Origin of the sequence: Marinobacter guineae (genome assembly GCF_002744735.1) — a bacterium.
Lineage (GTDB): Bacteria > Pseudomonadota > Gammaproteobacteria > Pseudomonadales > Oleiphilaceae > Marinobacter > Marinobacter guineae.
The window spans coordinates 248,759-269,832 of sequence record NZ_KZ319339.1; the positions used below are offsets into that span (position 1 = coordinate 248,759).

The 21,074-nt window shown below is 56.1% G+C and carries 17 protein-coding genes; 10 read left to right on the forward strand and 7 right to left on the reverse strand.

Going from position 1 to position 21,074, the window contains the following annotated elements:
• The first annotated feature begins 185 nt into the window (after nucleotides 1-185).
• The 4 genes from metH to CLH62_RS01180 all read left to right on the forward strand — a co-directional run bounded on the left by metH (nucleotide 186) and on the right by CLH62_RS01180 (nucleotide 6,684).
• Nucleotides 186-3,884, forward strand: a complete 3,699-nt coding sequence (gene metH / locus CLH62_RS01165) for a methionine synthase (protein WP_099616325.1) — start codon at nucleotides 186-188, stop codon at nucleotides 3,882-3,884.
• A gap of 49 nt (nucleotides 3,885-3,933) precedes the next feature.
• Nucleotides 3,934-4,170 carry a DUF2970 domain-containing protein gene (locus tag CLH62_RS01170; protein WP_099616326.1) on the forward strand — a complete coding sequence of 79 codons (237 nt, stop codon included), beginning with the start codon at nucleotides 3,934-3,936 and terminating at the stop codon, nucleotides 4,168-4,170.
• Nucleotides 4,171-4,532: 362 nt separating this feature from the next.
• Nucleotides 4,533-6,185, forward strand: a complete 1,653-nt coding sequence (locus CLH62_RS01175; RefSeq protein WP_099616327.1) for a nitrite/sulfite reductase — start codon at nucleotides 4,533-4,535, stop codon at nucleotides 6,183-6,185.
• Nucleotides 6,178-6,684: a DUF934 domain-containing protein gene (locus CLH62_RS01180; RefSeq protein ID WP_099616328.1), complete on the forward strand. Its 507-nt coding sequence runs from the start codon at nucleotides 6,178-6,180 to the stop codon at nucleotides 6,682-6,684. Before CLH62_RS01175 ends, CLH62_RS01180 begins: the two co-directional genes overlap by 8 nt.
• A gap of 356 nt (nucleotides 6,685-7,040) precedes the next feature.
• Here CLH62_RS01180 and CLH62_RS01185 read toward each other — a convergent pair whose 3' ends face one another.
• Together CLH62_RS01185 and sohB are read right to left on the reverse strand one after the other, a co-directional pair.
• Nucleotides 7,041-8,039 (reverse strand): YhdH/YhfP family quinone oxidoreductase, encoded by a 999-nt coding sequence (locus CLH62_RS01185; RefSeq protein WP_099616329.1) that lies wholly within the window; start codon nucleotides 8,037-8,039, stop codon nucleotides 7,041-7,043.
• Nucleotides 8,040-8,062: 23 nt separating this feature from the next.
• On the reverse strand, nucleotides 8,063-9,127 hold the full coding sequence (sohB, locus tag CLH62_RS01190) for a protease SohB (protein ID WP_099616330.1): 1,065 nt from the start codon (nucleotides 9,125-9,127) through the stop codon (nucleotides 8,063-8,065).
• Nucleotides 9,128-9,361: 234 nt separating this feature from the next.
• Here sohB and CLH62_RS01195 point away from each other — a divergent pair, with 234 nt between their 5' ends.
• Nucleotides 9,362-9,676 (forward strand): SCP2 sterol-binding domain-containing protein, encoded by a 315-nt coding sequence (locus CLH62_RS01195; RefSeq protein ID WP_099616331.1) that lies wholly within the window; start codon nucleotides 9,362-9,364, stop codon nucleotides 9,674-9,676.
• Nucleotides 9,677-9,741: 65 nt separating this feature from the next.
• On the opposite strand, the gene CLH62_RS01200 is transcribed toward CLH62_RS01195, so the two are convergent.
• The 5 genes from CLH62_RS01200 to CLH62_RS01220 all read right to left on the reverse strand — a co-directional run bounded on the left by CLH62_RS01200 (nucleotide 9,742) and on the right by CLH62_RS01220 (nucleotide 14,351).
• The gene (locus tag CLH62_RS01200) at nucleotides 9,742-10,389 is read right to left on the reverse strand and encodes a multidrug transporter (RefSeq protein WP_099616332.1); all 648 of its coding nucleotides are present in this window, start codon (nucleotides 10,387-10,389) and stop codon (nucleotides 9,742-9,744) included.
• Nucleotides 10,390-10,393: 4 nt separating this feature from the next.
• Complete coding sequence (locus CLH62_RS01205) at nucleotides 10,394-12,100, reverse strand: FimL-related protein (protein WP_099616333.1); 1,707 nt, start codon at nucleotides 12,098-12,100, stop codon at nucleotides 10,394-10,396.
• 218 nt (nucleotides 12,101-12,318) lie between these two features.
• Nucleotides 12,319-13,029 carry a DNA polymerase III subunit epsilon gene (gene dnaQ / locus CLH62_RS01210; RefSeq protein WP_099616334.1) on the reverse strand — a complete coding sequence of 237 codons (711 nt, stop codon included), beginning with the start codon at nucleotides 13,027-13,029 and terminating at the stop codon, nucleotides 12,319-12,321.
• Nucleotides 13,030-13,069: 40 nt separating this feature from the next.
• Nucleotides 13,070-13,513 carry a ribonuclease HI gene (rnhA, locus tag CLH62_RS01215; protein WP_099616335.1) on the reverse strand — a complete coding sequence of 148 codons (444 nt, stop codon included), beginning with the start codon at nucleotides 13,511-13,513 and terminating at the stop codon, nucleotides 13,070-13,072.
• A gap of 43 nt (nucleotides 13,514-13,556) precedes the next feature.
• Nucleotides 13,557-14,351 carry a class I SAM-dependent methyltransferase gene (locus tag CLH62_RS01220; protein WP_099616336.1) on the reverse strand — a complete coding sequence of 265 codons (795 nt, stop codon included), beginning with the start codon at nucleotides 14,349-14,351 and terminating at the stop codon, nucleotides 13,557-13,559.
• Nucleotides 14,352-14,447: 96 nt separating this feature from the next.
• On the opposite strand from CLH62_RS01220, the gene gloB reads away from it, so the two are divergent.
• The 5 genes from gloB (at nucleotide 14,448) to CLH62_RS01245 (ending at nucleotide 21,074) form a co-directional block, all read left to right on the forward strand.
• Entirely contained in the window at nucleotides 14,448-15,242 is a 795-nt protein-coding gene (gene gloB, locus CLH62_RS01225; protein ID WP_099616337.1) for a hydroxyacylglutathione hydrolase, read from the forward strand.
• Nucleotides 15,243-15,411: 169 nt separating this feature from the next.
• Nucleotides 15,412-17,112, forward strand: coding sequence for a lytic transglycosylase (locus CLH62_RS01230; RefSeq protein ID WP_099616338.1), 1,701 nt, complete (start codon nucleotides 15,412-15,414; stop codon nucleotides 17,110-17,112).
• Between the two features lie 12 nt (nucleotides 17,113-17,124).
• Nucleotides 17,125-18,948 (forward strand): extracellular solute-binding protein, encoded by a 1,824-nt coding sequence (locus tag CLH62_RS01235; RefSeq protein ID WP_099616339.1) that lies wholly within the window; start codon nucleotides 17,125-17,127, stop codon nucleotides 18,946-18,948.
• Nucleotides 18,949-18,963: 15 nt separating this feature from the next.
• Nucleotides 18,964-20,049: a microcin C ABC transporter permease YejB gene (locus tag CLH62_RS01240; protein WP_099616340.1), complete on the forward strand. Its 1,086-nt coding sequence runs from the start codon at nucleotides 18,964-18,966 to the stop codon at nucleotides 20,047-20,049.
• Complete coding sequence (locus CLH62_RS01245) at nucleotides 20,046-21,074, forward strand: ABC transporter permease (RefSeq protein ID WP_099616341.1); 1,029 nt, start codon at nucleotides 20,046-20,048, stop codon at nucleotides 21,072-21,074. Before CLH62_RS01240 ends, CLH62_RS01245 begins: the two co-directional genes overlap by 4 nt.

Sequence of the window (21,074 nt, forward strand, 5' to 3'; positions counted from 1 at the left end):
GGAACATGAAAGACCAAGTAAAATAGTCGGGCTTTACGAGGGTAATGAATTTCCCGTATGAAAGCTCATTTCAGGAAGGCAATTGATAATGGTCATTCGTACTAAGACGGGCTCAGCCAATTTTGCTATGATCCCGCGCCATTGACATCAATACAGCTTTCATAACGACATCCGTGAGTAATGCTATGACCGATCGCAACACCCGTCTCGACCAGCTCCACAAGGCCCTGCAGGAACGCATTGTGATTCTTGATGGCGGCATGGGGACCATGATCCAGAACCTCAAACTGGACGAGCAAGCGTTTCGGGGCGATCGGTTTGCTGATTACGAACGGGAGGTTCAGGGCAATAATGACCTGTTGAACCTGACCCAGCCCGCCCTGCTCCGCAATATTCACGCGGATTATCTGGATGCCGGCGCAGATATTATCGAGACCAACACCTTCAACTCCACACGCCTTTCCCAGGCGGATTACGGCCTCGAGAAAATTGCCAAAGAACTGAACGTTGCCGCGGCCCGGCTGGCCCGGCAGGTTGCGGATGACTATACGGCGAAAGACCCGGCCAAGCCCCGGTTCGTGGCAGGCGCGGTAGGCCCCACTTCCCGAACCGCATCCATTTCGCCGGATGTTAACAACCCCGGTTACCGCAATGTCGATTTCCAGACCCTGGTTGAAAACTACTACGAGGCGGTGGAGGGCCTTGTTGAAGGCGGTTGTGATCTGATTCTGATCGAAACCATCTTCGATACACTGAACGCCAAGGCCGCGATCTACGCCACCCAGCAGTATTTTGAAGACAGCGGCATAACGCTGCCAATCATGATTTCAGGCACCATTACCGATGCTTCGGGCCGCACCCTCTCAGGCCAGACCACCGAAGCTTTCTGGAACTCCGTGGCTCACGCCAGACCGATTTCTGTCGGCCTGAACTGCGCCCTCGGTGCCGACGCCCTGCGCCCCTATGTGGAAGAACTCTCCGCCAAGGCTGAAACCTTCGTCAGCGCGCACCCCAACGCCGGCCTTCCGAACGAGTTTGGCGAATACGACCAGACGCCGGAGGAAATGGCGGAAATTATTGAAGGCTTCGCCCGTGACGGCTTCCTGAATATCATCGGCGGCTGCTGCGGCTCCCGCCCGGACCACATCGAAGCCGTTGCCCAGGCTGTTGCCAAGTATCCGCCCCGCAAGATTCCGGAGCGTCCGAAAGTCCTGCGACTTTCTGGCCTTGAGCCGTTCACCGGCGACGACAACGTTCTGTTTATCAACGTGGGTGAGCGTACCAACGTCACCGGCTCCAAACGTTTCCTGCGGCTTATCAAGGAAGAACAGTACGAAGAAGCCCTGAGCGTTGCCCGGGACCAGGTGGAAAATGGTGCCCAGATCATCGATATCAATATGGATGAGGGCATGCTGGAGTCGAAGGAGGTAATGGTCACCTTCCTGAATCTGGTGGCCTCAGAGCCAGATATCTCCCGTGTTCCCATCATGATCGATTCGTCCAAGTGGGATGTCATCGAGGCAGGCTTGCGCTGCATCCAGGGCAAGGCAGTGGTGAACTCCATCAGCCTCAAGGAAGGCGAAGAGGAATTCATCAAGCGCGCCAGGGACTGTATGCGCTATGGCGCCGCCGTTGTGGTAATGGCGTTCGATGAGCAGGGCCAGGCAGACACTTACGAGCGCAAGACCCAGATCTGCAAACGCTCCTACGAGGTTCTGACGGGCATCGGCTTCAATCCCGGCGATATTATTTTCGATCCGAATATCTTTGCCATTGCCACCGGCATTGAGGAACACAACAACTACGCGGTGGATTTTATCAACGCCACCCGCTGGATTCGCAAGAACCTGCCCTACGCCTCGATCTCCGGCGGCGTAAGCAACGTGTCGTTCTCGTTCCGGGGCAACGACGTGGTGCGTGAAGCCATTCATTCTGTATTTCTCTATCACGCCATCAAGGCCGGTATGAACATGGGCATCGTGAATCCGGGGCAACTGGTTATTTACGATGAGATCGATCCGGAACTGAAAGAACTGGTGGAAGACGTTGTTCTTAACCGCCGGGATGACGCTACCGACCGCCTTCTGGAAATCGCCGAGCGCTACAAGGGCAAAGGCGGGAAAACCCAGGAAGAAGATCTTGCCTGGCGTGAGTGGCCGGTTGAAAAGCGCCTGGAACACGCCTTGGTAAAGGGTATTACCTCCTACATCGTGGACGACACCGAAGCCTGTCGCCTCAGAGCCACCCATCCCATCGAGGTCATTGAGGGCCCGCTGATGGACGGCATGAACGTGGTCGGTGACCTGTTCGGCGACGGCAAGATGTTCCTGCCCCAGGTGGTCAAAAGTGCCCGGGTCATGAAGCAGGCGGTAGCACACCTGATCCCCTACATCGAGGCGGAAAAAACCGAAGACCAGAAAGCCAAGGGCAAGATCCTGATGGCCACGGTCAAAGGCGACGTTCACGACATCGGCAAGAACATTGTGGGCGTGGTGCTTCAGTGCAACAACTACGAGGTGATTGATCTGGGCGTCATGGTGCCCTGCGACAAGATTCTGGACGCCGCAATAAAGTATGACGTCGACATCATTGGCCTCAGCGGCCTGATCACCCCCTCCCTGGATGAAATGGTCCACGTTGCCCGTGAAATGCAGCGTCTGGATTTCAATATTCCGCTGATGATTGGTGGCGCAACCACGTCCAAGGCCCACACCGCCGTCAAGATCGAGCCCCAGTACAAGAACGACATTGCTCTGTATGTATCGGACGCCTCCCGCTGCGTAAATGTGGCTTCGCAGCTGCTCAGCAAGACCGCCAAACCAGACCTGGTGGCCGCCGCTCATAAGGAATATGACGAAATCCGCGAGCGTCGCAAAAATCGTGGTGACCGCACCAAGCTGGTATCGCTGAAGGAAGCCCGGGATCGCGCGCCGGACATCAACTTCGAGAGCTATGAGCCGCCGAAGCCGGCCTTCACCGGTATCCGGGTGTTTGAGGAATATGACCTCAACGAACTGATCGATTACATCGACTGGACACCGTTTTTCGTGTCCTGGGACATTTCCGGAAAGTACCCGGCCATATTCGATGACCCGAAGCGTGGCGAGGCTGCGCGGCATCTGTTTGACGACGCCCAGACGATTCTCCACCGGATGATTGATGAAAAGAGGGTATCCGCCCGTGGGGTCATTGGTTTCTGGCCGGCGAACCGGCGCGGCGACGACATTGTGGTGTACAGGGATGAGTCTCGCTCTGAAGAGCTCACTACCCTGCACCACCTTCGCCAGCAAGACGAAAAGGCGCCGGGCAAGCCGATGATGGCGCTTTCCGATTTTGTCGCTCCGGAAGAATCGGACACCTGCGATTATGTCGGCGGCTTCGCGGTAACCACCGGCGTGGGTGCCGAGGAGTTCTCTGTGGAGTTCAAGGACGCCAACGACGACTACAACGCCATCATGGTCAAGGCCCTGGCCGACCGGCTGGCTGAAGCATTTGCCGAGCGTATGCATGAGCGGGTCCGTCAGGAGTTCTGGGGCTACGCCGCCGACGAGCAACTGGGCAGTGCCGACCTGATCAAGGAACGGTATCGGGGCATTCGCCCTGCGCCGGGCTACCCCGCCTGCCCGGATCACACCGAGAAGGCCACGCTCTTCAAACTGCTCGATGCCACCGACAAGGCCGGTATCGAACTGACCGAGCATTTTGCCATGTTCCCGACGGCCGCAGTGTCCGGCTGGTACTTCGCCCACCCGGAATCCAAATACTTCGCGGTCGGGAAAATTGGCGCGGATCAGGTTGAGGACTATGCTGAACGCAAGGGCATTTCCAAGGCTGAAGCGGAACGCTGGCTGGCGCCAAGCCTGGCGTACGATCCGGCGGAGTAAACTTCAGGTTCTGCAGATGTTCAGTTTTGGCTGAAAAAAGGGGGAGGTTATGGCGGAGTCATCCGGGACGGAAAACAAAGATCAACAGAAACCGAAAAGCCCCGGTGTTCTGAAAGTCATGCAAAGTATTCTGGCCGGCGCGTTCGGAGTTCAGTCTGACAAACGCCGGCAGGAAGACTTTTCAGGCCATAGCCCCTGGCCCTACATTATCGCCGGCGTATTATTCACCGCCAGCTTTGTGTTGGGGCTGATTGTGATCGTGAACCTGGTTCTGGCCAGCCAGTAAACCTATTGGCCGGCAACCCAGATCACTGCAAATGCCACGGCCAGCCCAATCAGCAGGACGGCAGCAACGGCATCAGCCTGACTATCCGATCGCACGGTCTTCTTCATGTCGGTTCCTCCTTCCGGGTCCAATGTCGCTTTGTTATTGTCGAAACTACAGCGAGGTGCAACTGCTGCGCTGACCCTTTTAAGTTAGGCGGGAAATTGATATCCGTCCAGTCCTTTGTTCCACCTGCTTATCGCCTGAATCGATAAACATATTTGGAAATAATCATTTTAAGAATAAAAACCCGCTGTTATCCTTCCCTGCAGATATAAGGCCGCCGGCCTGGATATGTCGCTTTCAAGCAGGATCTTCCCATTATGTACGTATACGATGAACACGATCGGCAGTTAGCTGCTGAGAGGGTTGCCCAGTTCCGTGACCAGACCGAAAGGGCTTTGGCCGGTGAACTGGCTGAAGATGAGTTTCTTCCCCTGCGCCTGCAGAATGGCCTGTACGTTCAGCGTCTTGCCCCGATGCTCAGGATCTGTGTTCCCTACGGCATGATGCGTTCGGACCAGTTGCGCCGGCTGGCACGCATCACCCGCGATTACGACAAGGGCTATGCCCACTTCACCACCCGTCAGAACGTACAGCTGAACTGGCCCGCGCTTGAAGATGTCCCCGATATTCTGGCGGAACTGGCCGAGGTGGAGATGCACGCAAACCAGACCAGCGGTAACTGCATCCGGAACACCACCACGGACCAGTTCTCCGGGGTTCAGTCTGACGAAATTGCTGACCCGAGACCCTATTGCGAGATCATTCGCCAGTGGTCTACGTTCCACCCGGAATTTGCATTTCTGCCCCGTAAATTCAAGGTTGCGGTGAATGCCTCGGAACACACGGACCGTGCTGCCATTCAGGTTCACGATATTGGCCTGCAGATGGTCCGCAACGAGGCCGGTGAATTGGGTTTCCGGGTTCATGTTGGTGGTGGCCTGGGCCGCACGCCTATGGTTGGGCCGGTTATTCGTGAATTTCTTCCCGAGCTGGACCTCCTCACTTATCTGGAGGCGGTGCTTCGGGTTTATAACCGCTACGGTCGTCGGGACAACAAGTTCAAAGCCCGGATCAAGATTCTGGTCAAGGCTCTGACACCTGAAGGTTTCGCACAGAAAGTGGAAGCCGAGTGGGACCATATCAAGGATTCCCCTACCCGTCTTACCCGGGAAGCCGTTGAGCGTATTCAGGGTTACTTTACCGAGCCGGATTACGCAACACTCGAGAATGCTACGGACTTGCTGGCCACCCAGCGTTTCGAGCACAGAGGCTTTGACCAGTGGCTGATTCACAATGTGGACACCCACAAAAAACCGGGTTATGCCATAGTTAATCTGACCATGAAGAAAACCGGTACACCTCCGGGTGATGTCACTGACCGGCAACTGGAACAGATTGCGGATCTGGCCGATGAATACAGCTTTGGCGAAATCCGGGTAACCCACCATCAGAACGTGGTACTTGCGGATGTTCGCCAGGACCAGCTGCTGGAACTCTGGCAGGCGATCACGCCCATGGGGTTTGGCACCGCGAATCTGAATACCCTGACGGACGTCATCTGCTGCCCCGGTGGCGATTTCTGCGCCCTGGCCAACGCCAAATCGATCCCGGTTGCCGAAGCCATTCAACGGAAGTTCGATGATCTCGATTATCTGTATGATCTGGGCAACATTGACCTGAACATCTCCGGCTGCATGAATGCCTGTGGCCACCACCATGTTGGTAATATCGGGGTTCTCGGTGTCGACAAGAAGGGTGAGGAGTTCTATCAGATCAGTCTTGGCGGTTCGTCCCACCATGACGCCTCGATTGGCAAGATTCTGGGGCCGTCGTTTGCACGGAACGAAATGCCCGAGGTGATCGCCAAGATCATTGATGTGTTCGTGGATAAGCGTACAGAGGAGGAGACCTTCCTGGACACTTATCGACGTGTTGGAATTGATCCTTTCAAGGAGCGGGTTTATGCCTAACGTAATTTTCCGGGATGGCAGCATCCGTCAGGACAACTGGGTTGTGGTTCCCCGGCCAACTGAGGGCGACTCACTGGATATCCCCGATGATGAGCCGGCCCTTATTCCGGCAGACCTGTGGCTGGCCGGCTATGAGCACTTTACTGGCCGTGAGGATATCGGCGTGTGGTTCGACAGCCATGATGAGCCGGAGATTCTGGGGGGTCGGGTGAATGAAGTGCCGGTGATTGCGGTGAATTTTCCGAAGTTCAGCGATGGCCGTGGTTACAGTATTGCGCGGTTGTTGCGGGAGCGGTTTGGCTATGTCAATGAGCTGCGGGCTGTCGGGGATGTGCTGCTGGACCAGTTGCAGTTCATGAAGCGGTGCGGGTTTGATGCCTATGTGCTTCGGGCTGACAAGGATATCACCAAGGCTGAAAGGTGTCTGAACTTCTTCAGTCAGGGGTACCAGGCGGCTACCGACACCGACATTCCGCTCTTCCGGCGTCGGGCTTCTTAATTTCAGCGTTTCCGCTTTTGGCTTTTGGCTTTTGAGTACGAAGATTGGGCGATGTCCTTTCCAAAACACGCTCCTTGCGGCACCCCTCCGGGGTCCGGCCTGCAATCGTAGATTGCAGTCGTGCGGCTTTCGCATGAAGCTGCGCTTCATAAACGCTCGGCCCCACCCATGTGACGCTTGGGCTCCGCCATCCTTGGCTCCGCACAGTTTTGGAAAGGACATCGCCCTATCTTCTATATCAACCACTCATTTGGCTTCAGGAAAAATTTTTCGGCGCTGAGGCGTTAAAAATTGTAGGTCGGATTAAGCGAAGCCGTAATCCGACAAACCAGGAGCTTCTTCCCCGACCTTGCGTCTTACTTCGCGTGATCCAAAACAATCTTCCCGGAAGACTCCCCTTTCAAGAACGCCTTCAGCGCCCCATCCAGCTCACCACGCCCGATATCACGCGCTGATGCTTCAATCTTCGGACATGCCCATTCCCCGGAGAACTTCTTCCAGACCGCCTCTTTCTCTGCCAGCGGGATTTCAACCGAATCCACACCCAGCAAGTTCACGCCCCGCAGGATGAACGGCAATACGGTGGTCTGAAGTCCGGGACCGGAGACCAGGCCGCAGCAGGAGACGGAGCCGCCTGGCAGGATCTGTTTGAGCAGTTCGGCCAGTGGGCCGCCACCCACCGTATCTACCGCATTGGCGAAGACCGGTTTAACCATGGGTTTCTTTTCTTCGGCCAGGGTTTCGCGGCCAACGACTTCTTTGGCACCGAGGGCTTTGAGGGCTTCCGCATGGTCGGCTTTGCCGCTGATGGCAACGACGTCAAAGCCAAGTTTCGACAGCAGTTCGACGGCGACGGAGCCGACTGCGCCGGAGGCGCCTGATACCGCTACTTTACCCTGTTCAGGCTTGGCGCCCATGGTCAGGAGTTTCTGAACGCATAAACCGGCGGTAAGGCCGGCAGTGCCATAGATCATGGCGGTTCGGGCGTTCCAGCCAGCGGGCATGGGTACGCACCAGGCCGCCGGTACCCTGATATATTCGCCAAACCCACCGTCGGTGTTCATGCCCAGGTCGTAGCCGGTGACGATGACCGGGCTGCCTGTTGATGGTGTGCCGGTGGCGGACTCCACCACTTCGCCGGCAGCGTCGATGCCGGGGGTGTGGGGAAAGGAGCGCGTTACGCCCTTGTTGCCAGAGGCCGAGAGCGCGTCCTTGTAGTTGAGGGAGGAATGGCTGACCCGGATGAGGACTTCGCCGGGCGGAAGGTCCGCGGTGCTGAGGGTTTTCTCTGCACCGACATACTCTCCATTCTGTTCTTCAACACGCCAGGCTTTGAATTCAGTGTCGGTTGTCATGATGATTCCCCGTTTTCGGTAAGCTACTGGAATTTCTGGTTGCGGAACGCGCCCAGTACTTTCCAGACGGTGTGTTCGAGCGCTGCACTGGTGGCCAGCCCGAGTTTTTCCGGGAGTGTCCGTTTGCGCTGATATGCTACTGAGACTACGTCTGCCCGCTCGCAGGCTTCAATGAGATATTCGTCGGAGGTCTTGATCTCGTCGATCAATTTCACCTCCAGCGCCCGTTTACCAAACCAGATATCGCCGTTGGCGACTGCGCCAATATCCAGGTCCGGCCGGCGTTCACTGACATATTCCTTGAACAGGACATGGGTGTCTTCCAGGTCTTCCAGGAATTTCTGGCGGCCTTTATCGGTGTTCTCGCCAAAGATGGTCATGGTCCGCTTGTGCTCGCCAGCCGTCAGTACTTCGAAATCGACATCGTTTTTCTGGAGGAAGCGATGGAAATTGGGAAGCTGGGCAACAACACCGATAGACCCCAGAATGGCAAAGGGCGACGCAACGATTTTGTCGGCAACGCAGGCCATCATGTAACCGCCACTGGCAGCGACTTTGTCGACACAGGCGGTCAGGCGGACACCCTTGGTACGGATGCGGTCCAGCTGGGCGGCTGCAAGGCCGTAGGAGTGAACCAGCCCGCCACCACTTTCGAGGCGGATAACGACTTCGTCCTTCTCCGGGTCCGCTACGCTCAGTACGGCAGTGATGGCTCTCCGCAGAGGATCGGTGTCGCTGGCTTTGATGTCGCCGTCAAAATCAAGCACGTAGACGCGTCCGCGGCTCTCTTCCGTGGCATCACTTTCCTGTTTTTTCGCCTTGGCGGCTTTTTTCTCGGCTTTCTGCTCTTTCTTCCGGGCCTTTTCGAACGCCTTGCGTTCGTGGTCGGACATCAGCCTGGCCTGAATGGCCTCACGCAGTTTCCGGTATTTTTCATTGAGTTTGCGGATCTTGAGCTCTCCCTCGCCTTCATGATCACCCCGATCCTTGTGGGCTACCGACATGATGACAGAGATTACAATCACCACCGCCACCACAAAGGTTGTGACCTTGGCCAAAAACAAACCGTATTCTGTCAGGAACTCCAAAATGCTTCTCCAACTGATAGTGCAAAGACAAGAGTGTAACTTACCGAATTTATGGTGATAAGCAGAGCAAAAAAATTAAAACAAGCGTTCGATCGGCCTTGACAGAACCGACCACTCACCATAAAGTCGGATTGCGAGGCCGGCGCTCCACTCGGGCACCCGAAACGTCTCTGAAGACGCGGGACATCAAGCCGCCGCCATCATGACAAGACAACCATCAAAAAGGGTAAAATAATGTCTGTAGCTCAGGTATTTGAAAAGCTCGAACAGAATTTCAACGCAGATGCGGCGCAGGGCCTGGACCTGGTGTTCCAGTTCGACATCGAAGACGACAAAACCTATCACCTGGTCATCAACGATGGCACCTGCAAGATGCACGAGGGTGCCCACGACGACCCCTCCGTTACCCTGATCATGAATTCCGACACCTTGAAGGGCATCGTTTCTGGCGAGACCGACGGCATGCAGGCGTTCATGGCCGGTCAGCTGCGCGCTGAAGGCGATATGATGCTGGCTACCAAGTTGGGGGAACTGTTCAAAATGGGCTGATAGCCCTGACTGAGCAACTGGAAAAACCTGCGTTTTACGCGGGTTTTTTTTATCCCCGGAATCTGTTACTGATCCCAGAACTGGACCGCTTCCCTCGCCTGGTCATTAACCGGAACCGCGACCAGCCCGGAGGTGGAGATCCGCACGTCAAAGGTGGCGCCGTCACGCATGGGCATGAAAGTCGCATTTCCGGAAACACCCTCCACGAATGGAAAATTGAATTTCCTGTCCAGCTGCCAAAGATCAGGCCAGTTTTTTTCGGAAAGACCGATAACTGTCCGGGGTGCGGTGCGTTCCTGCTCCAGCGAGGTATAACGTCCACTCAGGCTTTCAAGGCGGTAGGCAGGCGCGATGCCGAGCCAGCGGACAGGCCCGGTAAACCGGATGATCCTGGCGTCCATCTGCCACTGATCACCCCGAAGTGTGCGCTCGTTGGGCGCGCTGCCTTCGACCTGAAGGGTCACCCTCCAGATCTGCTCGGCCTCTCGCTGGGTAGAGATGGTGGCAACAGTCTGCATGCCTCCCAGCGTTTGATAACCCGCAAGGTTCACCGCTAACACCAGGCTGTACAGGCCCACCAGAATGAGTCCGAAAACTGCCATTCCCTTGAGCCAGTCGAGCAACCATCGTGGACGCAGAAAAAACATAAGGCCCGCAATCACCAGCACTCCACCTGTCACGGTGAGTACAATGATTGCGAGCACATGGGGCATGGAATTAAAGGCCTACATCGTCCAGCGACGATTGGGCGAGTTTCAGCAGGTCAAGGTTGCGGTCCTCGCTCTTGCCGATGCTTTCTATGTAGTATTCCAGGGACGTAAGGGCATCAGCCAGCGCCTCCAGAACCTGTTCGGCTGGCGCCTCTTTGGCATCCAGCAGCCGCTCCTGAATTGAAGCGGCAACCCGCTCGAGAACGCTTGCCGCGGCAGGATCGTTTACCATTTGCAGACCACCCCAGATGCTGTGGAGTGTTGCCGGCAGGTTGGCGAGATGGAGTTTGTCGTAGTCGGATTCGATAAAGGCAGTTATCGCCCGTTTTGCCAGCGTTAGCGCACCGCGGGCTTCATCGGCAACCACGTAAAGGGCTTCCCTCAGATACACGGACTCTTCCCGCTTTCTTTCGCCGCTGGCCAGAGCATCGGTCTCCGAGGTAATACCACGGGTGACAATCTGCATGACCGCGTCTTCGATACCCAAAACTGAGTCGGCAAGGCGATAGAGTTCGTCATCACCCGGCAGGCGGGATTCCTCTTCCCAGCCACGCAGTTTGCCAGCTTCCTCCCTTGAAACAGCTGCCAGCTTGTTCAGGTCAAGCATAATCAGAGTGTTGGCCAGGCGTTCCAGCGCGTCCGCAATGGAAGACAGCTCCGCAAGGTCTGGCTCGATTCCGCGCTCAATGATATCCAGCTTGTCTTTTAGCTGATTAAGTTCATCCTGCAGCGCTTCCGACAGAGATCTGAGCACGTCGGTACCTGGACCATACAAACGCCGGGCATGAGCTTCGAGCATGGCATCGGAGTAATCGGCCGGAGCAAGATGATAGGCAGAAAGAACCTGGGTGATTTCCGGGTTGGCGGAACCGCTCCGGTAAAGCAGGTAGACCAGATCACGGATCAGCGAATCCGGAGCATCTTTGGTTGTTGCCACCTTGCCAACATAAACCACTTCCCGGGCGTACTTTTCAATCCGCATGAACATGCGCTTGCGAGCTTTGGTAATCATCATGGCCCGATCAAGCATGGTCTCAGCCACAATACCCACCAGGCACCACATCTGCCCCATGGGTGCGCCCTGGCAAAGACGGGCGAAACCCCGAGCCGCGCGCCCGATCAACTTTTTGTTCACCGCATCGTTGCGCTCACGGAGCATTCCCAGAAGTGCAACCTGAAAGGTAAGACGCATGCGCCGGGCCAGTATTTCGTACTCGGCTTCATCACCTTCGAAAGACTGAACGGAGAAACCGGCACAGAAATCCGGCCGCTCCTTGACGTCAACATCAAAAAAACAGGATTCGGGATAGGGTTTTTCCTTGCGGGCTTCCCGGAGATCGTTGATGACCGGCAACAGAAGTTCGGGGTGGTCTTCCCGTTGCTGATGGTAGTACTCCACGTAACGGCGAAGAATAAACAATGCGCTGTTCAATGTGGTCAGAAGGATGTTTTTATCGTCATTGGCGCCAACGGGTACATCGTTGGACATGGTTACCGCTTCCTGGCAAAGCAGAGTGCCGCCCCGCAGTTCCACCAGAATAAAAATACCCCTTAACTGGTTGATGAAATCAACACAGTTCTGGAGATCCTCCCCCCTTTCGCGGTTTTCCTGAAAGCGTTCAAGGCTGGATTCTGCCTGCTTGATGGTCTGTTCTATTTCACTTTTGACCAGATCAAACGACTGCGATTTCGTCGCGAGAGACGACTGAACCATAAACGCTTCCCGTTAACTTTGCGGAGACTACCGCATCCTCTTTGGTGGACATTGGCCCGGAAATGGCAGACCGGGCCTTTTTGTTATGAGCCGGTCGAACCCTTTTCCGGCCAAAGCGAGTTCGCAAAAAACTAGCGAACTTATCATTACTTATAACACAAAACTCAAGTAGCTCAAGAAAGGCGGAATGTAACATTTGGTACAGGCCGACGCAGTTCTCATTCCGCGCTCTGGAGTTTGCCCCACACGGTTTCGCCGGCCTGTTTTTCAAGGCGGGACATGAATTCTTCGTGAGCGTCACGTTCCGCTTCGGAAGCCCGTACCACGGACAGTGGTTCCCTGTCTGACGACAATCTTCGGATACCACTGGCACCACCCCCGTTTTCGGCGTTGGCATCCAGAGACAACGCGGTCTGTCCACCCGTCAGCAGTAGGTAGACATCGGCCAGAATCTCGGCGTCCAGCAACGCTCCGTGAAGGTCCCTGTTACTGTTATCAACACCGTAACGCTTGCACAGGGCGTCCAGGTTGTTTTTCTGCCCCGGGTGCCGGGCCCTCGCAATGGCCAGGGAGTCCACGACGCCACAATGGTCAGCGGTTTTTCGCACCGGTTTCAGGCGTGCGAATTCGGCATCCATGAAGCCCACGTCGAACGCGGCGTTATGGATGACCAGCTCTGCACCCTTGATAAACTCGAAGAACTCGTCGGCAATCTCGGCAAACCTTGGCTTGTCGACAAGGAATTCGTTGGTAATGCCGTGAATGGTGATGGCTTCGGCCTCAACCTCACGCTCCGGATTGATGTATACATGGTAGTTGCGCCCAGTGAGCTGGCGCTCCATTAATTCAACACAGCCAATCTCGATGATCCGGTGGCCGTCGGACGGGTCGATGCCCGTGGTTTCTGTATCCAGTACGATCTGTCTCATTACCTTTACCCGGGTTATCTACAGTCTGTTATTCGGGAAGCTAAGCATTGGCGAGCTCTTCGACCCCACGGTTGGCGAGTTCGTCCGCCAGTTCGTTGTCAGGAACGCCGGAATGGCCCTTGACCCAGTGCCAGTTGACTTTGTGTCTTGCAACCTCGGCGTCCAGCTCACGCCAGAGATCTTCATTCTTCACCGGCTTTTTGGCTGAGGTTTTCCAGCCATTGCGTTTCCACCCTGCCATCCATTCGGTAATGCCTTTCCGGACGTATTGCGAGTCAGTGAACAGCTCTACCTCACAAGAACGCTTGAGAGCTTCCAGCCCCCGGATAGCTGCCATAAGTTCCATTCTGTTGTTGGTGGTCCCTGCCTCGCCGCCGTGCAGCGTTTTTCGACGATCGCCGTAACGTAATACAACGCCCCATCCTCCGGGGCCCGGATTGCCTTTACAGGCGCCATCGGTGTAAATGATTACCTTGCCGGCCATTCACTCTCCTGGGTCAGTCAATCAATGTGTCATTCAGCTTTGTTTATCTGCGTTCCGTTTCCGCCGCAATTTCCCGGCTACAACCCCGCGAGGCTCCGACCGTCCCGGTGCCCGGCAGGCTGATTACCTTGCTCTGGCGCCAGGCAGGTCGCCTGGGAAGCCGGGCGTGCACGCGTTTTTTCGCAAGGATACAGTAATAGGCACCCACCGGCAGGAATCTGTTCCCGGATAGCCGGTTATCAATCCGGCTGACGGCCTTGCGGCCACTTCGCTGTAAAGGTGACCTGAAAAACCGCGTAACAGACGCCTCAACGTTGAAGCCCAGCAGGTGAAGCCAGTCCTCCATGCGCCCCCGCAGCAGGAAACGACCACCCCACGGCCCCTCATTGCTCCGGGATATGAGTTTCCGGGCACCCCAGAGACTGAGGGGATTGAAACCGATCAGGGCCATGGTGCCCTCGCCCCTGAGCACCCTCGCAGCCTCCCGGATAACCTGGTGCGGATAGGGTGAAAAATCGGCGGTGTGGTGCAGCACCACCAGATCCATGGAATCCCCGGGAAATGCCAGCTCGTCGGCGTCACAAATGGCGACGCCGTCGGGTATCTGAGGATTCCACCGGGGGGTTGTCATGATTCGCTGGGCAAAATCAGTGCCGGTGGCCAGGGGAAGCCGATGGCTCACGCCAACCTGAAGTTGCCTCGCCCCGGTCAGGCGCTGCAACTCGGCATCGACAAATCGCCGCTGATCAGCGAGCAATGCCCGTCCCAGGGGGGTCTGGAACCAGCGCTCGAAACTTTCATGCCTGGCCGAAAAATCAACTGCGTCGGACTTACTCACCGTTGCACCACTCCATGGGGGCCGAACCTTAGGTTGGGGCCTGGTATTTAATGCACTATCATATCAGTCACATTCGATAAGCACATGTGGGGCCTCATGCTGACCATTACCGCGATACCTGCCTTCAGTGACAACTATATCTGGTGTCTGTCTGACGCCTCCAGCGGCAAAGCCCTGATCGTGGACCCCGGGCAGGCGCAACCGGTTCTGGACCATCTGGCCGAACGGCATCTCACTCTGGATACCATTCTGGTTACCCATCACCATCCAGACCACGTGGGAGGCGTTAAAGAACTCCGATCGGCCTACCCTGACTGCCGGGTAACCGGTCCGGCTGACTCTCCGTTCCAGGGCGGCACCAACAAGGTGCACCCGGGAGATGAGGTGATCTGGGAAGACATAACCTTCCAGGTGCTCGGTGTTCCTGGCCATACCCTCGATCACATTGCCTATTTTACCGATGTCGAGGTTGCAGGCCGGCCGGTTCTGTTTTGCGGCGACACCCTGTTCGTTTGCGGTTGCGGCCGATTGTTTGAGGGCTCGCCGGAGCAGATGCGCCAATCCCTGCAGACCCTGCGGGCCTTGCCGGGAAAGACCGCGGTCTATTGCGCTCATGAATACACCCTGGCGAACCTTCGGTTTGCCCGTAGCTGGCTTCCCCAGGACCAAGCACTGAAAGAATTCGAAGAACAATGCCAGACTGCGAGGGACGCCGGCAAAGCTACAGTTCCCTCAGTTCTGGAAGATGAAAAGCGCCTGAACCCGTTTCTGCGCTGGGACGATCCTGCGGTTGTTGATGCCGCGCGGTCCTACTGCGCCAGGCAGGGACTGCCGGCCGATTCGGATAACGCCATATTTGCCGCCATAAGACATGGCAAGGACAACTTCTGACGCCGGGGTGTACGCGATTAACAAATCCTCTCACCGACGTAACGAGAGGTTTCTTGACCCCCTGAAAAGCGGTCCCATAGAATCAATTTAACTTTGTGACCGTAAATTGTTCAATATGCCGGAGTTTCAGTCGTGGAACCCGGCTTCAACCTGGAACCGGATGTCTCTTATGTCGGTCAGACGATTGTCGTTTGTGTTTTTCACCGGAGCCCTCCTCAGCGGGTGCAGTGTTCTGGACGGACAGGCTCAGGAAAATCCCCTGAACTCCGAAAAAGTCACTGTCGCAGCGGGCGACGACGGCCTTAAACAGTCCGTTGAATCCGGAGAAAACGGGGACGCTGCCCGTAATGAGCCGCTGGATGAAGCCATAGCGCCCGAGCTGAAGGCCGCGGCGAGAGATGCCCGCGACAAGCTCGACAATCCGGTCCAGGACTCCCCTGAAGCGGAGGCTGTCGAGCAAGATCTTTGGGCAAGACTCCGTTCCGGGTTTGAACTGAATCATGACGTGGACAACGAGCGCGTTCGTGACCAGCTGAACTGGTATGCCAGTCACCCGGGCTACATCGACAGGGTGGTCGAGCGGGGAAGCCGTTACCTGCATTACATTCTGAACCAGACTGAAAAGCGGGGGCTTCCCGCGGAATATGCCCTGTTGCCCGTGGTTGAGAGCGCTTTCGATCCCTTCGCGTACTCCCATGGCCGCGCCGCCGGCCTCTGGCAGTTTATTCCCTCAACCGGTAAGTATTTCGGCCTGACCCAGAGCTGGTGGCACGATGAACGGCGAGACGTTGTGGCTGCCACTGATGCCGCCCTCAGCTATCTTGAACGGCTGGCAAACCGGTTCGATGGTGACCCTACGCTGGCGTTGGCTGCCTATAACAGCGGTGGCGGCACGGTATCCAGCGCCATGCGTCGTAATCGCAACAGCAACAGACCCACAGATTTCTGGTCGCTTCAGTTGCCAAGGGAAACCCGCCATTATGTGCCGAAACTGATCGCCCTCGCGAAGATCTTTGACAACCCTGAAGCCTATGGCATCGAATTGCCTCCGCTGAAAGACGAACCCTATTTCGAAATCGTCGAAACCGGATCCCAGCTGGATCTTGCCCAGGCGGCGGAAATGGCCGGCGTGGATATTGATGAAATCTACCTGCTCAACCCTTCCTACAACCGTTGGGCAACCACCCCTGAAGGCCCGCACCGTTTGCTGGTACCGGTCGAAAATGCGGAAACCTTCCGTTCGACGCTGGCACAGATACCGGCTAAAAACCGGGTTTCCTGGCGCAATTATGTGGTGAAATCCGGTGACAGCCTCAACTCCATCTCCGGAAGATTTTCGACAACACCCTCGGTGCTTCAACAGGTCAACAACCTGAACAGTGATCTGATCCGGATCGGCCAGCGCCTATTGATTCCCTCTGCCTCGAAAGGCAGTGACGCCTATGCCCTCAGTGCCTCCCAGCGCCTCGAGCGCAAGCAGTCCAGAGAGAGAGATGGCAACAAGGTTCAGTATGCGGTTCGCAAAGGCGATACTTTCTGGGACATTGCCCGGGAGCATAGGGTGTCCGTACGGCAGGTTGCAGCCTGGAATGGCATGGCGCCGGGTGATCCTCTGATGCCTGGCAAGAAACTGATTATCTGGTCCAAAACCAGCCAGCCGACAGTGGTTGCAACCAACAGCACACGGGGCAAAGCCATGGTGCGCAAGGTAGGCTACCGTGTACGCAAAGGCGACTCCCTGGCCCGGATTGCCAGTCGTTTTTCCGTGAATGTGCGGGACATCGCAAGCTGGAACGACCTGAACACCTCGCGTTATCTGCAACCCGGACAAAGTCTGGTACTCTACGTTGATATCCGAAACAGTCCCTGACGTGCGAGACTCATGACAAGAACACGGAAAGCCTCAACCCTTACGTCACTCTTTTCCGTAATGGCGTTCGTCGCCATGCCCGTTTTCTCCCCGGTTTCCGCCACCGAGCAGGCCGAACCAAAGCATGGCATTGCCATGCATGGGGAGCCGAATTATCCGGCCGGATTCAGTCACTTCGACTACGTAAATCCGCAAGCGCCAAAAGGCGGCACTCTGAAGATGGCTGTGGTTGCCAACGGGTTTGACTCCTTCAACCCCTTCGATATCCGGGGTGTGGCCGCTGCGGGCATCAGCAACTACCTGTACGACACCCTCCTGGAATCATCCGATGACGAGCCGTTTTCAGCCTATGGCCTGATTGCGGAATCCCTGGAAACGCCCGAAGACCGGAGTTTCGTGGTGTTTAACCTCCGGGAACAGGCAAGATTTCAGGATGGCGAACCGATCACCGCCGAAGATGTGAAGTTTTCCTTCGAGACCCTTACCACCAAAGGTCACCCCTTTTTCCGAAACTACTATGCGGACGTCAGTAAGGTCACGATTGAAAGCCCCCGGCGGGTCCGATTCGACTTCAGCGACACCAGCAACCGCGAACTGCCGCTGATTCTGGGGCAGATGCCCATACTTCCAGCCCATTACTGGGAGGACCGGGAGTTTGGGGAGAACGGTCTTACTCCGCCGGTTGGCAGCGGCCCTTACCGCATCGGTAGCTTTGAGACCGGTCGGTCTATCACCTATGAGAGGATTGAGGACTATTGGGCCAAGGACCTGGGTGTACGCAAAGGCCGGTTCAACTTCGACCGGATTACCTACGACTACTACACCGACGACACCGTCGCCCTGGAGGGCTTCAAGGCCGGCAGCTTTGACTTCCGTCTCGAGTCCTCCGCCAAGAACTGGGCCACTGCCTATACCGGTGGAAAGTTCGAAAACGGCACTATCTTAAAAGAAGCCATTGAGCATCATCGTCCGACCGGCATGCAGGGTTTTGCCTTCAATACCCGCAGAGAAGTGTTTTCCGATCCGCTGGTCCGCGAAGCCCTTGCCTATGGCTTCGATTTTGAGTGGGCCAACAAAAACCTGTTTTATGGCCAGTACACCCGCACTGACAGCTATTTCGAAAACAGCGAACTGGCATCGACAGGCCTTCCACAAGGCCGGGAACTGGAAATACTGGAACCTTTCCGGGATCGGCTCGTTGAAGACGTCTTCACCGAGGAGTACACACCACCAGAGACAGACGGTCAGGCTGGCTTGCGGCAGAACCTGAAAACGGCCCTGGAGCTCCTCCGGAAAGCGGGCTATGAAATTCGTGATGGCAAGATGGTTCATGGAAAGACCGGAGAACCACTGGCTTTCGAGATCCTTTTGTTCCAGAAAAGCTTTGAACGGGTGGTCCTGCCCTTCAAGAATAATCTGGCCCGGCTTGGTATTGACGTAACCGTTCGACTGGTGGACAGCAACCAGTACATTCAGCGCCTTCGGGAGTTCGATTACGACATGATTACCCAGGTTATCGGTCAGTCGGATTCACCGGGTAATGAGCAGCGGGAATACTGGCACTCTTCAACAGCAGACGCGAAGGGATCTCGTAATTACATGGGCGTGAGTGATCCGGTTGTTGACGCACTCGTCGAGATGGTGATTCAGGCACCGAACCGGGAAGAGCTGGTACACCGAACAAGGGCCCTTGACCGGGTTCTGCTGAACGGCCATTACGTGATTCCTCACTGGCATCTGACCAGAGACCGGGTCGCCTACTGGAACTTCCTTCAGCGACCCGCGGAAACCCCGAAAAACGGCGTTGACCTGAATAACTGGTGGGCAAAGCCCTGAGGAATCCGCCGCTAAATGGGCATCTATATACTCAGGCGTCTGGCGCTGATCATCCCCACCCTGATCGGCATCATGCTACTCAACTTTGTGATCGTTCAGGCAGCACCAGGCGGTCCGGTTGAGCAGCTTATCGCTGAGATGGAAGGCCATGGCGGCAGTGCCCTGGCGAGGGCGTCTGGTGGCGGCAGCGAAGGCGAAGTTTCCAGTTCTTCCGGTGACACACGGGGCTCCCGGGGTATTCCCCAGGAGCTTCTGAAAGAAATTGAAGTGATGTACGGCTTCGACAAGCCGGCCCACGAGCGCTTTTTCAAGATGCTGGGAGACTATGCCACTTTCAATTTCGGAGACTCCTTCTTTCGGGAAAGAAGCGTTATCGATCTGATACTGGACAAGATGCCCGTATCCATATCCCTCGGCCTCTGGTCGACCCTGATCATTTATTTCATTTCCATTCCCCTGGGTATCCGCAAGGCCGTCAGCGACGGCTCCCGATTTGATGTCTGGACCAGCTCGGCCATCGTGGTGGGCTATGCCATACCGGGTTTCCTGTTCGCCATCCTGCTGATTGTCCTGTTTGCCGGGGGCAGCTATTTCGACTGGTTCCCCCTGCGAGGCCTCACATCCTCGAATTTCGAGGAGTTGATCTGGTACCAGAAGATCGGTGACTACTTCTGGCATCTGGCCCTGCCGGTAACGGCTAACGTTATTGGTGGTTTCGCCACGCTGACTCTGCTCACCAAAAACTCCTTCCTCGATGAAATCGGAAAGCAGTATGTGGTGACTGCACGGGCCAAGGGGCTTGATGAAAAAGAAGTGCTTTACGGGCACGTATTCCGTAACGCCATGCTGATCGTTATTGCCAGCCTGCCCGGAGTACTGGTTGCCCTGTTCTTCACAGGCTCGCTACTTATTGAGGTCATTTTCTCCCTGGATGGCCTGGGGTTGCTGGGCTTCGAAGCGGCCCTGAACCGGGATTACCCGGTAATTTTCGGTACGCTGTACATATTCACGCTGATGGGCCTGATACTTAAACTGATCAGCGACATCACCTACGTGCTGGTAGACCCGCGAATCGACTTTGAAAGCCGGGAGGGTGCGTGAGTTTCCGGTCGCTGACACCCATCCAGCAGAGACGACTGCGAAACTTCCGGAACAACCGCCGGGGGTTCTGGTCTCTCTGGCTTTTCCTCGCGCTATTCGGCCTTTCCCTGATGGCCGAACTGATCGCCAACGACTCCCCTTTGATGGTTTCGTACAATGGAGAGTTTTATTTTCCGATTGTTGAATCGGTTCCGGAGGAAACGTTTGGCGGCTTCCTGCCTACCGAAGCCAATTACCGGGATCCTTTCATTGCCGAGGAGATCAAGGCCAATGGCTGGATGATCTGGCCACCCATTCGGTTCAGTTACAACACAATTAATTACGATCTTGAGGTCCCCTCACCGGCACCGCCCAGCGCCGAGAACTGGCTAGGAACCGATGATCAGGGCCGGGACGTGGCTGCCCGGGTCATCTATGGTTTCCGCATTTCTGTGCTTTTTGGTCTGACCCTTACCATTGCCAGCTGCATTGTCGGAGTTGTTGTGGGCGCCATTCAGGGTTTTTACGGTGGCAAAATCGACCTGGTGGGTCAGCGCTTTATCGAGATCTGGTCCGGCCTGCCAGTGCTGTACCTGTTAATCATTCTCTCCAGTATTGTTCAGCCGAATTTCTGGTGGCTGCTGGGGATCATGCTGCTGTTCAGCTGGATGGGGCTGGTGGATGTGGTACGTGCAGAGTTCCTGCGGGCCCGCAATTTTGAATACGTGAAGGCTGCAAGGGCCCTGGGACTGGACAACGGCAAGATCATGTTCCGGCATATCCTGCCCAATGCCATGGTGGCCACCCTCACCTTTTTGCCGTTCATCCTGACCGGCGCGATTACCGGTCTGACGTCGCTCGATTTTCTGGGCTTTGGTCTGCCTTCCGGTTCGCCATCCCTCGGCGAACTGATTGCCCAGGGCAAAGCCAATCTCCATGCACCCTGGCTCGGGATTTCCGCGTTCGTGTCCCTGTCGCTGATGCTCACCCTGCTGGTATTTGTCGGCGAAGCCGTTCGTGATGCATTTGATCCGAGAAAGAGCTGA

Bases quoted from the DNA above. Each gene is read 5' to 3' on its own strand.
- CLH62_RS01185 (WP_099616329.1), bottom strand. From the start codon at position 8,039: ATGACAACCGACACTGAATTCAAAGCCTGGCGTGTTGAAGAACAGAAT.
- rnhA (WP_099616335.1), bottom strand. From the start codon at position 13,513: ATGGCCGGCAAGGTAATCATTTACACCGATGGCGCCTGTAAAGGCAAT.
- CLH62_RS01230 (WP_099616338.1), top strand. From the start codon at position 15,412: ATGTCGGTCAGACGATTGTCGTTTGTGTTTTTCACCGGAGCCCTCCTC.
- CLH62_RS01175 (WP_099616327.1), top strand. From the start codon at position 4,533: ATGTACGTATACGATGAACACGATCGGCAGTTAGCTGCTGAGAGGGTT.
- CLH62_RS01180 (WP_099616328.1), top strand. From the start codon at position 6,178: ATGCCTAACGTAATTTTCCGGGATGGCAGCATCCGTCAGGACAACTGG.
- CLH62_RS01205 (WP_099616333.1), bottom strand. From the start codon at position 12,100: ATGGTTCAGTCGTCTCTCGCGACGAAATCGCAGTCGTTTGATCTGGTC.
- CLH62_RS01195 (WP_099616331.1), top strand. From the start codon at position 9,362: ATGTCTGTAGCTCAGGTATTTGAAAAGCTCGAACAGAATTTCAACGCA.
- metH (WP_099616325.1), top strand. From the start codon at position 186: ATGACCGATCGCAACACCCGTCTCGACCAGCTCCACAAGGCCCTGCAG.
- CLH62_RS01200 (WP_099616332.1), bottom strand. From the start codon at position 10,389: ATGCCCCATGTGCTCGCAATCATTGTACTCACCGTGACAGGTGGAGTG.
- CLH62_RS01240 (WP_099616340.1), top strand. From the start codon at position 18,964: ATGGGCATCTATATACTCAGGCGTCTGGCGCTGATCATCCCCACCCTG.
- dnaQ (WP_099616334.1), bottom strand. From the start codon at position 13,029: ATGAGACAGATCGTACTGGATACAGAAACCACGGGCATCGACCCGTCC.
- CLH62_RS01170 (WP_099616326.1), top strand. From the start codon at position 3,934: ATGGCGGAGTCATCCGGGACGGAAAACAAAGATCAACAGAAACCGAAA.
- gloB (WP_099616337.1), top strand. From the start codon at position 14,448: ATGCTGACCATTACCGCGATACCTGCCTTCAGTGACAACTATATCTGG.
- CLH62_RS01235 (WP_099616339.1), top strand. From the start codon at position 17,125: ATGACAAGAACACGGAAAGCCTCAACCCTTACGTCACTCTTTTCCGTA.